We start from the raw sequence: 13626 nt of genomic DNA on the forward strand, positions 1-13626 counted from the left end.
GCTACTTCCTCAAGTAACTTGAGGTTCAAGAGGAAAAACCGCAGTGAGCCCAGGAATGTCGAATTTGAAGATTGGAGCCCTTGCGAGGCGGACGGGCACCAACGTGCCGACTATTCGTTACTACGAAGAGATTGGCTTGCTTCGTCCAGCGGACCGGCAGGCCGGCGGTCAGCGCGTGTATGACGATGCTGACGTGAAGCGGCTGACATTCATTCGCCGCTGCCGAGATTTCGGGTTCCCGATCGAACAAGTTCGCTCACTCGTCGAGCTAGTGCAGGACCCGCAAAGCTCTTGCATGCATGCGCGCAATATGGCGGAAGCGCATCTCGCGACCGTACGCGCGAAGCTCGCTGAGTTGAAGGCGCTTGAGCGCAGCATCGCCGCATTCGTTGTGAACTGCGATTCTTCCTGCGCCGGCGGGCCGGGACCCGACTGCGTGATCCTTGATGATCTCGCAAGCGGCCCTTGCAAGACCTCTGTTATGCAGCGGGGCTGTTAGGCAGGAAGACACGCGAACTGCGGCGCGGCTCAGCGACAACAAGCGCCCTTACCGTTCTCTTGGATCGGCGTGCACGGCACGGTCCTGCAGGAGAAGACGCAGCAGTGGCCCGGCCTAATCATTTCCTGCTAAACGCAGCACGATAGCCAGCTGAAGAGCGACCTTCGAGGGACCAGATTTCAAAACTGAGACACTACTCCTGGCTTACGGAGGACGTCTTGGCCTGGGGAAAACAGGCGGTAAAGACCGCGCCGTTTTTCGGCACGCTTTCGATCAAAAGCCGGCCGCGATGACGGTTAAGAATATGTTTCACCAGCGATAACCCGAGCCCGGTTCCACCCTGCGCCCGGCTGTCGCCGACGTCGACCCGGTAGAAGCGTTCGGTCAGCCGCGGCAGGTGTTCCGGCGCGATCCCGGGGCCGAAATCCCGCACCATGATACGGACTTCCGGCGCGCCCTCGCCCGAGGCTACCTCGGTCAGGGAAACGATCACGCGCCCGCCGGATGCGCCATATTTGAGCGCGTTCTCGATCAGGTTTTCGAACAGCCGCAGCAGTTCCTCGCGATCGCCCGCGATCGTCACCGGCACGGTGGGCAGATCGATCTCGATTTCGACCTGGCGCTCCCGGGCGAGCGGCTCCAGCCCGTCGGCGACCTGGCGGATGATCGGCACGATATCGACGCAGGCATCGGGCCGGACATGGGCCGACAATTCGACCCGTGAGAGCGACAGGAGATCGTCGATCAGCCGCGCCATCCGGGTCGCCTGCGTATGCATGATCGACAGAAAGCGCTCGCGCGCCTTGGCGTCGTCCTTGGCAGGCCCCTGCAGCGTGTCGATGAAGCCCGACAACGCCGCAAGCGGCGTCCGCAGTTCGTGGCTGGCATTGGCGACGAAATCGGCGCGCATTTCCTCGACCCGCCGCAGCGGCGTCTGGTCGTGGAAGGTCATCAGCATGCACTTCTCGGTGCCGCCGAACAGCGTCGGCACCGGCACCGGCGTGATGATCAGTTCCATCCAGCGGTCGACCGGCACCTGGTCGAGATAGGTCGCCCGGCGCGGTTCGGTGGTCGCGATCGCCTCGCGCAATGCGGTGATGATCTCGGGCGAGCGCAGCGCAAACTGCGCGAGCTCATTCTTGCGGAGCGCAGGCGCGAGCTGGGCGGCCGCCGCGTTGAGATGCAGGACGCGGCCGGCGCGGTCGAGCAGCACGGCCGGATCCGGCATGCCGGCAACGACGGCGCTGACGGCGGCGGACTCGACCGGACTGACGGCGCGGACATCGTCACGGGAGGCCGTCACATGGTGCAGCCGCCACGGCACCAGCGCCGCGGCGGCGATACAAATGAAAACCGCCATGGCACGCGCCAGCGACAGATCGGCCAGCACCACGAGCGCGCAAAGCGCGAGGCCGGCGGCCAGCAGGATGATGGCCGAATGCCGCAACCGGTCCGGCCACGGCGCGAAAATCGAGGAACTGCTGGAATCGTCTATCGCCATGGCGCAGGCTTTTTTCCTCTATTCGCGAGGCCCCGCCGCGTCATCCGGTGCCCGTGTCGCCACGCTCGCGCACATAGACGGCGGCCTCATGCCTCGTCGGCTCGGCGTCGGCGCCCGCTGCCAACTGGCGCAGGCGCTTCGATCGCGCGCCGATGATAATCTCCCGAAGCGTCAGCAAGATTACAGATATGACAAATGGCCCGATATAATAGAGGACGCGGAACAGCAGCATGCCGGCGAGCAGTTCCTCCCGGTCCATTTGCCAGAGGCCGACCAGCATGGCGGCATCGAAAACGCCGAGCCCACCCGGCGAATGGCTGGCGAACCCCAGCAGCGTGGCCGAGACGAAGATGACAGCCACGACAACGAAACCCAGATTGGGCTCGTCCGGCACCAGCACATACATCGCCAGCGCGCAGAAACCGAGATCGATAATGCCGATGGCGATCTGCAGCAGCGTCAGTGGCCCGCCCGGCAGCGTGACCGTCCACGGCCCGCGGCCGACGCTGCGCGGCTGGGCCCAGACCCAGACCACATATCCGATCAGCGCGATGATGATGCCGAACGCCGCGACGCGGTTGAGCCAGACCGGCAACTGATCGATCGAGGCGGCGGCTTCCGGGTGATAGGCGATGCCCAGTCCCAGCACCGCTGCATTGCCGAGCCAGAAGGTCAGCCCGGCGAGGAAACAGATCTTGGCGACGTCGATCGCGTTCAGCCCCCAGGCCGAATAGATCCGGTAGCGCACCGCGCCGCCGGTGAAGACGCTGGCGCCGACATTGTGCCCGATCGAATAGGAGGTGAAGGCGGCCAGCGCGTTGACGCGGTAGGGAATGCGGCGGTGGCCGATCGCGCGGACGGCAAACCAGTCATAGAAGGTCAGCGTGAAATAGCCCGCCGCCACGAACAGGGCCGCCAGCGCAATCTGGCGCGGCTCGGTGCTCTTGATGGCCTCGATCACCTCATTGGAGTCGATGCCCCGGAGCATGTGATAGAGCACGTAGCACGCAACGGCGATGACCGTGATGCTGATCAAAACCCCGAGCTTGTGCAGGACCTGCTTCTGGCGCAGAAACGAGATCGCCCTGCGTATTGCTTCCAGCATCTACACCTCGAATTGCGCTTCTGCGACGACAGTAACGGCGTAAACCCTGCCGGCGCTACGCTGCTCCCTTGCTCCTCTGGTAGCGCGTTTTGAGCCGGAGTGGAATTCGTCTGACGACAATAAAACACGCTTCTTCAACATATTAGGCGCCAGTTGACGACGGTAGAAGTACGGTTTTGCAGCAATCCTGCCGCCCGACGGCGATTCGTGACCATAGCCGGGGCCGGTCAACAACACGTGACAATGACAGCGGTGGAGCTGGCGGGTTCATGGTGCGGTCAGGCCGACGGCGCGCTGCGCGAGACCACCCAATCGCGCAACCATGAGCCGACCGCACAGAAGCAGAGATAGAGCGCGAACATGATCAGGCCGAGATCGAGCCAGTAGCCGAAGCGCCCGGGCACGACACGCGCGAACGCGGCGGCGACCAGCGCCGCGACCAAAGCCGAAAGCGCCCACCGCAGCTTCCGCGGGACACCCTCGCCATGCTGAACCACGGATATCCAGCCCATGGCGAAGCCGAGCAGCGCCGATCCCAGCAGCCAGCCCCAGTAGAATGTGGTCAGATAGGCCATGCTCACTTCACCACGAAATCGATGCGGCGGTTCTGCGCCTTGCCCTGGTCGGTATCGTTGCCCGCAATCGGCTGGGTCGAACCATAGCCGACGGCGCTGAAGCGGTTGGCCGGCAACCCTGCCTTGACCAAATAGTCGGAGACCGCCTGCGCACGTTTCTCGGACAGCGCCTGGTTGCCCGCCTCGTCGCCGTCGGCATCGGTATGTCCTGATATCTCGATATTGGCGGTCGGACAGCGCAACGCGGTTTCGATCAGGCGGTCGAGCAGGCCGGCGGAATCCGCGACGATATCGGCCTTGCCGGCCTCGAAGCGAATCCGGGCCTTGCCCAGTAACTCCGCGAATAATTGCTGGCAGACCGTCGCATCCACCGGCGCCGCGGCCGGCTTGACCGAGATTTCCGGCTTGAACTGCCAGCCCTGCGGAAAGTCCTTGCCGAGGCCGGCGCGGATCTGGCCGGCGGCGGCTTCATAAAACGCGTCGCCCGACAGCTTGACCTCCCGGTCGGACACGACGAGCGTGCCGGTCGACAGCCGCGACAGCGCGCCGAGCGCCGGCACCACCGCGTTGGCAAAACCTACAGGGGCGCCGATGCTCGCCTTGAGGTTGTCGACGACCTTTTCGCTGAAGAACTTGCGTCCCGCCGCCGCCACCAGCGCGGCATGGACGTTGTTGTCGGGCACGTTGCCGGTCAGTGTCAGCGTCACCGCGACCGGATCCTTGTAGGCCTGGAAGATGTAAGGCGGCGCCTTGACCTCGTTGGCTGAAACTGAAAAGCCCTCGGGCAGATTTTTCAGCGCGGCGGCGATGGCTTCCCGGCCGCCGAGCTCGCGCGCCATGCCGGACAGGCTGACCTTGGTGTCCGACAGCGTGATCTTGCCGTCCTTCAGCTTGCCGACCTGGTCGAGCAGCAACAGCGCGGCATTGTCGAAACGCGGCGGCGCCCCGCGCGACAGATTCATCCGGTCGACCACTTCGACGCCGCCGAGATTGGCGCGGGCCGCTTCCATCAACCGGCCCTTGCTCGCCGGCAGGGGCGAACTGCCCGACAGCGTCACCCGAAGGACGTCGCGTTCGGCCGACCAGACAAACGGCTTGGCTTCGGGAACGAGCCGGGTGTCATCGTTAACCAACCGCACACCCGGCACCGCCTCCACCGAGGCCACCGCACTCTGCCGGCCGTCTTCCGAGAAAGCGTCCGCCGCAAGCGTCACATCGCGGCCTGCGACCGAGATTCGCCTCTTGTCGAGGACGGTGTCCTTGAGGGCTACGGTCGAACGCTGCGCCAGGTCGGCTTCAAGCAGTTCGGTGCTCGTCCAGGCCGCGATAGCCCAAAACATGACCAAAGGAATGATGCCCGGCCACCATTTGCCACTCCACCTGAAAAGTCCGTGCATTCGAGTTCCTGCCGGGGTCCGGAACGGAGAGAAAACAAACCCTTGCGAGGCTGTCAAACCCGAAATGTCGCAGGAGCCGAAACGCTCTGAAATTGGTCAGGCTAACTGTTTCTTCAGCGGTCTTTCGCTAATTTTGCTCCGTAAATAACCGGGCGGCCCTGCATCTCGATGAAACTGCTTCGCAACACCGTCATCCGCGCCGGACTGGAAGCGCTGTACTTCTCCGGGGCGCATTACCTGCTGCGACCAATCTTCGCAGGTGTCGGCGTCATTTTCATGCTGCATCACGTCCGCCCGAGGCGCGACGGCGAGTTTCAGCCCAATCATCATCTCGAGGTCGAGCCGGAATTCCTGCGGGCAATGCTGGCGCATCTTCGCACGCTCGATGTCGACATCCTCACCATGGACGAGGTGCATCAGCGACTCCAGGCGCGCAATTTCGCGCGGCGCTTCGCCTGCTTCACCCTCGACGACGGCTATCGCGACAACCGCGATTTCGCCCTGCCGGTAATGCGTGAATTTGACGCGCCCCTCACCGTCTATGTGACGAGCGATTTCGCGGAAGGCACCGGGAAGTTGTGGTGGGTCGCGCTCGAGCGGGCGATCGCCAAGGCGTCCTCGATCGAAGTCCCGATCGGCGGCGTAAAGACCCGCCTCGACGCCTCGACGCCGGCGGCGAAGCAAGCGGCCTTCGCCCGCATGCACGACTGGCTGCGCGCGCTGCCGACCGAACATGATATGCAGCGCGAAATCTCCGCGCTGTGCACGCGATATGACGTCGACGAGACGCCGATCGCCCGCGAGCTCTGCATGTCCTGGCAAGAACTGAAGGCATTCGCCGATGATCCGCTGGTGACGATCGGCGCGCATACCATCACGCATTGCAATCTGGCGCGGCAGAGCGAGGAGACCGCGTCGCTCGAACTGGCCACCAGCCGCGCGCGGATCGAAGCGGCGTTGCAGCGGCCGGTGCTTCATCTCGCCTATCCCTATGGCGACCGGATCGCGGCGGGCCGGCGCGAATTCAAACTGGCGAAAATGGCAGGATTCAAGACGGCGGTGACGACGCGGCCGGGCATGATCTTTCCGGAAAGCGCCGAGCACATGACCGCGCTGCCGCGGGTTTCGCTCAACGGCAATTACCAGGATGCGCGCATCATCCCCGTGCTGACCTCCGGCGCCGCCACCGCCATGTGGAACGGCTTTCGCCGCATCGACGCGGCGTAGTTCTTACTTCCCTTCTCCCACAAGGGGAGAAGGAAGAACAGCGCCTTCCTTGACTCACCGCCCTCCCCCGCCCAAAACCGGTGGCAAAGCAAATGGAGGCACGCATGTTCAAGGATCTGTTCTCGCTAAACGGCCGCGTCGCGCTGGTGACGGGTGGCTCGCGCGGCATCGGCAAGATGATCGCGGCCGGTTTTCTCGCGCAGGGCGCGGCAAAGGTCTACATCACGGCACGCAAGGCGGGCCCCTGCGAGGCGACCGCGAAGGAGCTGTCCGCCGCCTATGACGGCGAATGCATCGCACTGCCGATCGACATCTCGACGGTCGCGGGCTGCGACAAGCTCGCCGCTGAGATCATCAAGCTGGAGCCGAAGCTCGACATCCTCGTCAACAATGCCGGCGCGGCGTGGGGCGCCGAATTCGACGAATTCCCCGAAAGCGGCTGGGACAAGGTCATGGACCTCAACGTCAAGTCGCTATTCTTCCTGACCAAGGCGCTGGCGAAACCGCTGCGCGCGGCGGCTTCGCACGAACGACCTGCCAAAGTCATCAACATCGCCTCCGTCGACGGCATTTTCGTCAACCCCAGCGAGACCTATTCCTACGCCGCGAGCAAGGCCGCCGTGATTCATCTGACGCGGCGCATGGCGACGAAACTGGTCAAGGACAACATCAATGTCACCGCGATCGCGCCGGGCGCATTCAAGTCGGATATGAATCGCGCCGCGCGCGACCACTCGGACGAAGTCGCAAGGCGCATTCCGGCGCGGCGTATCGGAACCGATGAGGACATGGCGGGAATCGCGATCTATCTCGCCTCGCGCGCAGGCGATTACGTGGTCGGTAATACCATCGCAGTCGATGGCGGCGTGGTCTACGCCAATGCGGGGCTCGAGATCGCGGGGTAAAACCCAGCCCGTGATGCCAATGTCGTCCCTGCGAATGCACTAGGGTTTCTACACATTTTCGAGGGCTCTGCCAGCGACGATGATTTGGAAGCGAGCCATTCCATTGTGGAAGGTGATTGGTCCGGGTGGCCGATGCGAGGCGTAGCCGGTCCATCCGCCGAGCTTGGCGATGATCCATGCCGCCCATTGAAGAGTATAGGGGTGATGAGGGTTCTTCTGAAGCTCGGTCCTGCCTTTCATGGTTTTGTTGATGGCGGCAAGTGCCTCGATTTCTTCCGGCGTGAAGGCGCATTTGACCGACAATTGTTCACCACCATTGCGGGCCTGAACGAGCTGAATGACGATACATGCCGCTTTTGTGGCGATCGTCACGAGCTTGATCAGAGCCTCGGCGCTTTCGAGCTGACTGTCCTCGATACGCAGACCTTGGTTCTTCAGCGAGCGAAAGAGCTGTTCGATGATCCAGCGCTGCTTGTACCAGGAGACGATCCGCCAGGCATCGGCCGTATTGGCGATCGAATGAGTGGTCAAGAGCAGCCAATGAACGGGCTCAGCCCCCTTCGGGGGATGCAACTCGACGACTTCCACGAAGCTGACTTTGACACCCTCCGGCAGGTCCTTCACGCCGGGTCGCGCCGGCCGCTTGAGCACGACGGTTCCGAAGCGCAGCGAGAGATGGGCTTGGCGACCGCGGCGATCCATCCGCTGCGGCAGATCGAGCACCGCCTTGTCGCCGAAGCGGGCTCGCTCCACCGCTTGATAAAGTGTTTTGCCGTTGGTCAGCGCATGATCATGCATGGCCCGCGTCAGCAGGTGGACGTTGTCGCCGGGCGTCAACGCCCAGTGCGCAAAGAACTCCCCCTCACGGTCATTGATTACGGTGATCATGCGCGCCGCAGCCAGAACCTCGCAGCCCTGATCGGCCGTGGTAACCCAGCGCGCCGACTCTTTGTTGGCCAACTCCCGCTCGTCGTGAGGGGTCTTAACCTTGCCCCTGCGCGTCCACACCTTGCCGCCGGTGAGGCCGAGACAGGCCCCGCTGTCGGCATCGACCGCCATCATGGCATGCAGCAACACGCCGCGGGCATTGCCTTTGCCGACTTTGCCCAGTTCACGCCGACGTCCTTGCCGCGTCTGGAACTTGACCTCGCTGGTGTCCTGGATCGCCAGCACATGGCGCCCGTTGACCACAGTCGCCGTCTGCCTGCTCCAGCCTTCAATCAGTTGATCGGTCGTGACTTGCGGGTTGTTCACGAACCGCCAGTAGGCCATGTACGCGGCCCAGTCACCCTGCGCCATCTGGCGCAAGCAGACGCTGCGCGTGCAAAGCATAGCCCGCACAAACGCCGCCCCCTTTTATCGAGGCGAACGTCGCCAAACTCACCCAGTGACAAATCCGGCTCTCGCTGCATCTCCGACGCTCCTTCGAATCAAAGCGTCAGAAACAGAATCATACAAACCGCAAAAGCGGCATAACATCATGACACACCGAGTCAATCTGTCGCGCCAGACGTGTAGAAACCCTAGTGCGAATGCAGGGACCCATACCGCGTGATGCATCAGTTATCGCACGATGGCAGATGCCGTGCCAGAACAACGGCGTCCGGTGGCTATGGGCCCCGGCTCAAGGCCGGGGCGACGTCGAGAGATCACGTTTCGATTTTCACGTACTCGAAATCGCCGGGCTTGTTGTCGATGCCGACTTTCGGCGGCGAAATCCAGTTGGCGTAGACGCCGACTTCGGTTACCGGCTTCATCAGCGAGGCGATAAAGTCGCCGTCCTGGGTCGAAGGCAACCATTCGCCCTTGCGTTGATTCCAGGTGGCGTCATCGATCAGGATGCCTTCCGGCGTGGCGTTGATATCCTTGAACTCGCCGATGTTGCGATGGAACGCGACGTTCGGCAGCGTCAGCTTGTACTGATAACCCGCGGTCGAAATCACCTTGTTCCAGCGCAGCATGCCCTTGACGCAGTCCTGCGTGTAATCGTCGCGCAGCCGCATGTTGAGCGCGGTCAGCGCCGGCTCGTCGACGCGCTTGATCACGCCGTCGACCAGCTTGAGCACCGGATAGGTGGCGCTCTTGAGCTGATGGTCGTCGTCGATCTGGGTTTCCTTGTAGCGGCCCTTGATGCCGGCGTTGAAGGCATTCGCCGCGTTGGTCGAGACTTCCGAGCCGAACAGGTCGAGCGACAGCGAGTAATGCAGGTTCAGCTTCTTCTGGATGGTCGGCAGGTCGATGACGCCGAGCGCGCGGACTTTGGCGACGTCGGTGGGATCGGTGATGCCGGCTTCCTTCATCGCCTCGCAGGTGCGCTGCACGACGCGGCTGATGCCGGTCTCGCCGACGAACATGTGATGGGCTTCTTCGGTCAGCATGAAGCGGCAGGTGCGCGACAGCGGATCGAAGCCGGACTGCGCGAGCGAGTGCAATTGCATCTTGCCGTCGCGGTCGGTGAAATAGGTGAACATGAAGAACGACAGCCAGTCCGGCGTCGCCTCGTTGAAGGCGCCGAGCATGCGCGGGCTGTCAGCATCGCCGGAGCGGCGGCGCAACAAATCATCCGCCTCCTCGCGGCCGTCGCGGCCGAAATATTTCTGCAAGAGATAGACCATCGCCCAGAGATGGCGGCCTTCCTCGACATTGACCTGGAACAGGTTGCGCAAATCATAGAGCGAGGGTGCGGTCTTGCCGAGATGGCGCTGCTGCTCGACCGAAGCGGGCTCGGTGTCGCCCTGGATCACGATCAGGCGGCGCAGCGTCGCACGGTGCTCACCGGGGACTTCCTGCCAGGCCGGCTTGCCGTAATTCTCACCGAAGGGAATGACGCGGTTCTCTTCCTGCGGCGCCAGCAAAATGCCCCAGCGGTATTCCGGCATCTTGACGTAATCGAACTTGGCCCAGCCGCGCGGATCGACCGAATAGGCGGTGCGCAGGTAGACCAGCGACTGCTGAAAACCCTCCGGCCCCATGTCGCCCCACCAGTCCATGTAACCGGGATGCCAGCCCTCGAGCGCTTTCAGGACCTGGCGATCCTCGCTGAGATTCACGTTGTTGGGGATTTTGGTCGAATAGTCGACGTTCATGTAATTCATTGGGGCCTCCCGTGCCGGGGTGTTTGGCGAATGGCGAATGGCGAGTAGCGAATGGAAGAAGCGCAACTATTCGCCACTTCCTGTTCGCTATTCCCCCTTAGACTCTCGTCATGTCGAATTGCGCCTTCTGGCCGGTGCCGTAGCGGCGCAGCGCGCCGTCTTCGCCGACCGCGTTGGGGCGCTGGAAGATCCAGTTCTGCCACGCCGTGAGGCGCGAGAAGATTTTCGATTCCATGGTCTCGGGCCCGACGAAGCGCAAATTGGCTTCCATGCCGGTGAGGCCGTCGGGCGAGAACGACGTGCGCTCCTCCAGGAACACCCGCACCTCGTCGTCCCAGTCGATGTCGTCGAGCGCGAAGGTGACGAGGCCGAGTTCTTCGGCCTCTTCGGCGTCGAGTGTCGTACCGATGGTGGCTTCCGCGCGCTCCAGATCGGACGGATCGGCCTGGAAGCGCGATTGCAGCCGGGTCAGGCCGTGGCACATCGGATAGGGACCGAAATTCATGGCGGTGAGCTGGATCGCCGGGGGCTGGCGGTTGTCGCCCTGCCGCGAGCCGATCAGCATGTAGGATCGGTCGGCAGCGAACACGAGTTCGGCGAGCGTGCCGGCGAAACAGGAGCCGGGCTCCACCAGCGTCACCAGCGTGCGCGAGGTGACGTCGATACGCTTCAACACCCGCTTCCAGTAGTGCCTGATCTCGTTGACCAGCCAATGCGCCTTGTTGGCTTCGAGGAAAGCGTCGCAGGCCGCCACATTGGCGGCATCGCCATGTGACTTGAACACCAGCATCGCGATTTCGAGTTCGTTGATGCGCAAGTGAAGAATCGCGTCATCGAGCTCGCGCGCCACCTGCAGCGGCCAGAACGACGCGCCTTGCGCGATCAGACCGTCGATGTCGGCCGGCGGGGTCGACTCAGGCGCCTTGATCGAGATGGTGGCGATCCGCGCCGCGCGGTCGATGTCGGCGCTGACAAAGCCGTAGCGGATGCCGCTGTCGTCGATGGTGCGATCGAGCGGGGTCAGCGTAATGCCCTTGCCGTTGCCGTCGCGCTTCGAGGCGGCGGCAAATTCTTTTGCCCGATCGGCGACCTTGGCCTCCAGCTTGCTGTTGGGCACGATCTCATCGACCAGCCGCCATGCGACGGCCCGCTTGCCTTTGATGCCTTCCTCGATGGTGCAGAAGAAGTCGGCATGGTCGCGGCGCACCTTGCGCTTGTCGACCACGCGGGTCAGGCCGCCGGTGCCCGGCAGCACCGCGAGCAGCGGCACTTCCGGCAGCGACACGGCGGCGGCGCCGTCGTCGGCCATGATGATGTGGTCGGTGGCGAGGGCCAGTTCGTAGCCGCCGCCGGCCGCGGTGCCGTTGACGACGGTGATGAAGCGCTGTCCGGAATTCTCCGATGAATCTTCCAGGCCGTTACGGGTCTCGTTGGTGAATTTGCAGAAGTTGACCTTGTGGGCGTGGGTGGCGCCCGCCAGCATGCGGATATTGGCGCCGGCGCAGAACACGCGGTTCTTAGCCGATCGCATCACCACGGCCTTCACCTCGGGATGCTCGAAGCGCAGTCGCTGCACGGCGTCGGCGAGTTCGATGTCGACGCCGAGATCGTAGGAGTTCAGCTTGAGCTGATAGCCCTCGAACAGGCCGCCATTCTCGTCGACGTCCATGGTGAGCGTCGCGACGTCGCCTTCGACGCCCAGCTTCCAGTGCCGGTAGCGCGACGGATCAGTTTGAAAATCGATGTATTTCGCGCCGCCTGCGAGGACGCGATCTTCACCGGCCATGAGCCACCCTCTGTCGTTTTCTCAGAATTTGCTTGGTTCGTTAGATGCACAATAGTGCATGTTTTTGCTCAAGTCTAGCTCAAACCGCCGGAACATGCATTTTGTTTCATGTTCGGGCGGCCGCTCCGAATGCCACCCAATCGGCCTTGGTGAGCATCGGCAGGGCCAATTTGGCCTTGATCCGCGCTGCCAGCGCCGCGACCGGAAAGCTGTCGGCAAACCCGTCGCCGCCGGCACTGCGCATGCCTAACGCTTCGAACTCGCCGAGCGCTTCGCCGAACAGGCGCGTCGCCACGTGCGCCTTCTGCATGCGCAGCCGCAAATTCGCGGTCGCGATCAGGATACAGGCGCGCAGCAGGATCCGCTCGCGGCCGCCCTGCGGCGCAGCCGCCCACACCGCCTCCAGGATCTCCTGCGCCTCCCAGAAGTAGCCGCGATCGTTGAGCGCGAGGCCGTAGCGCAGCGCCGGATTGCGCGCCGCGCACGTAGCCGCCGAAGCGCGGCGGCACCAGAGCTGTGATCTGCGCCAGCGTTTCGTAATCGGCGCTGGATTTCTCGGATTCGCCGGGCACATAGGCCCATCGCGGCAGCGGCAGATTACCTGCGGCTGGCGGCGGCGTGGTCATCGGGGCGCGGCCCCGGAAAAAAGAAAAGCGTTACGCGGCCGGTCCCTGCGAACCGTCATCGGCGTGCAACACCGCGTTTGCGAATTCCGAAATCGCATCGAGCGTCAGCCCCGGCGCTTCGCGATGCGGCTGATGTCCCGCTCCCGGGATGACGGTCACATCGACCGGACAATAGCACTCTTGCTGCGCGATCTCGACCTGCCGCATGGTCCCATACTGGTCGTCCACACCTTGCAGGATCGCCACCGGTACGCGGATATAGGCGAGGTATTCGGAAATATCCCATTTGCGGAAATCAGGATCGAGCCAGGCGCCATTCCAGCCATAGAAGGCGTTGTCGACATCCCTGTGCCAGCGCGACAGCTTCCCCTTCAGGTTCGTGGTCTCGTAGGCGTTCCTGATCTGCGCAATCGAGGCGACGGAAACGTCCTCGACGATGAAATGCGGGGCGATCAGCGCAAGGCCCTGCACGCGGTGATCCTGATGCGAGCCTGTATAGATCGCCGCGATCGAGGCGCCATCGGAATGCCCGAGCAGGAGACCGCGGCGAAAGCCGATCTTGTCGAGCAGCTTTGGCAGCACGTCGAGCGCCTCGACATGCATGTAGTCGAGCGGCCGCGGCAGTTTCACCGGCGTCGATCCGCCGTAGCCCGCGCGTGAATAGACGAACACGCCCACGCCGGTCGCGGCCTGAAGCTGATCCGGAAAGTCGCCCCACAGCTTGGTCGATCCAAGGCCTTCATGCAGCATCACGATAACAGGCGCGCTCTCGGGCGACGGGCCGATCATGCGGTATTCGAGATGCGAGGCGCCGACGGTAAGGAAGCCCGAGGGGGAAAGGGTAGTCATGTCCTGATCTCACTCCGTCATTCCGGACAGATCGCGAAGCGAGCTGATCCGGAATCTCGAG

12 protein-coding genes are annotated in these 13626 nt (G+C 63.2%); 3 read left to right on the forward strand and 9 right to left on the reverse strand.

Annotated elements, in window-relative coordinates; translation table 11 throughout:
* The first annotated feature begins 55 nt into the window (after positions 1-55).
* The gene (locus V1288_RS08320) at positions 56-499 is read left to right on the forward strand and encodes a MerR family transcriptional regulator (RefSeq protein ID WP_334356588.1); all 444 of its coding nucleotides are present in this window, start codon (positions 56-58) and stop codon (positions 497-499) included.
* A gap of 193 nt (positions 500-692) precedes the next feature.
* Here V1288_RS08320 and V1288_RS08325 read toward each other — a convergent pair whose 3' ends face one another.
* The 4 genes from V1288_RS08325 to V1288_RS08340 form a co-directional block, all read right to left on the reverse strand.
* Positions 693-2000, reverse strand: a complete 1308-nt coding sequence (locus V1288_RS08325) for an ATP-binding protein (protein ID WP_334356589.1) — start codon at positions 1998-2000, stop codon at positions 693-695.
* 40 nt (positions 2001-2040) lie between these two features.
* Positions 2041-3105, reverse strand: a complete 1065-nt coding sequence (locus tag V1288_RS08330; protein WP_334356590.1) for a lysylphosphatidylglycerol synthase domain-containing protein — start codon at positions 3103-3105, stop codon at positions 2041-2043.
* A gap of 278 nt (positions 3106-3383) precedes the next feature.
* Positions 3384-3680 carry a hypothetical protein gene (locus V1288_RS08335; RefSeq protein ID WP_334356591.1) on the reverse strand — a complete coding sequence of 99 codons (297 nt, stop codon included), beginning with the start codon at positions 3678-3680 and terminating at the stop codon, positions 3384-3386.
* Positions 3681-3682: 2 nt separating this feature from the next.
* On the reverse strand, positions 3683-5077 hold the full coding sequence (locus V1288_RS08340) for an OmpA family protein (RefSeq protein WP_334356592.1): 1395 nt from the start codon (positions 5075-5077) through the stop codon (positions 3683-3685).
* A gap of 168 nt (positions 5078-5245) precedes the next feature.
* On the opposite strand from V1288_RS08340, the gene V1288_RS08345 reads away from it, so the two are divergent.
* Both V1288_RS08345 and V1288_RS08350 read left to right on the forward strand, forming a co-directional pair.
* On the forward strand, positions 5246-6304 hold the full coding sequence (locus V1288_RS08345) for a polysaccharide deacetylase family protein (protein ID WP_334356593.1): 1059 nt from the start codon (positions 5246-5248) through the stop codon (positions 6302-6304).
* A gap of 104 nt (positions 6305-6408) precedes the next feature.
* Positions 6409-7209, forward strand: a complete 801-nt coding sequence (locus V1288_RS08350) for an SDR family NAD(P)-dependent oxidoreductase (protein WP_334356594.1) — start codon at positions 6409-6411, stop codon at positions 7207-7209.
* A gap of 48 nt (positions 7210-7257) precedes the next feature.
* Here the strand turns inward: V1288_RS08350 and V1288_RS08355 are convergent, their stop codons facing one another.
* The 5 genes from V1288_RS08355 to V1288_RS08375 all read right to left on the reverse strand — a co-directional run bounded on the left by V1288_RS08355 (position 7258) and on the right by V1288_RS08375 (position 13565).
* Complete coding sequence (locus V1288_RS08355) at positions 7258-8508, reverse strand: IS4 family transposase (RefSeq protein ID WP_334361243.1); 1251 nt, start codon at positions 8506-8508, stop codon at positions 7258-7260.
* Positions 8509-8858: 350 nt separating this feature from the next.
* Positions 8859-10295 (reverse strand): benzoyl-CoA 2,3-epoxidase subunit BoxB, encoded by a 1437-nt coding sequence (gene boxB / locus V1288_RS08360; protein ID WP_334361244.1) that lies wholly within the window; start codon positions 10293-10295, stop codon positions 8859-8861.
* A gap of 106 nt (positions 10296-10401) precedes the next feature.
* Positions 10402-12090: a 2,3-epoxybenzoyl-CoA dihydrolase gene (gene boxC, locus V1288_RS08365; RefSeq protein WP_334356595.1), complete on the reverse strand. Its 1689-nt coding sequence runs from the start codon at positions 12088-12090 to the stop codon at positions 10402-10404.
* Between the two features lie 106 nt (positions 12091-12196).
* Positions 12197-12664: a DUF309 domain-containing protein gene (locus V1288_RS08370; protein WP_334356596.1), complete on the reverse strand. Its 468-nt coding sequence runs from the start codon at positions 12662-12664 to the stop codon at positions 12197-12199.
* Positions 12665-12746: 82 nt separating this feature from the next.
* Positions 12747-13565 carry an alpha/beta fold hydrolase gene (locus tag V1288_RS08375; RefSeq protein ID WP_334356597.1) on the reverse strand — a complete coding sequence of 273 codons (819 nt, stop codon included), beginning with the start codon at positions 13563-13565 and terminating at the stop codon, positions 12747-12749.
* Between the last annotated feature and the right edge of the window lie 61 nt (positions 13566-13626).

Origin of the sequence: Bradyrhizobium sp. AZCC 2176, assembly GCF_036924645.1 — a bacterium.
In the GTDB taxonomy this organism is placed as follows: domain Bacteria; phylum Pseudomonadota; class Alphaproteobacteria; order Rhizobiales; family Xanthobacteraceae; genus Bradyrhizobium.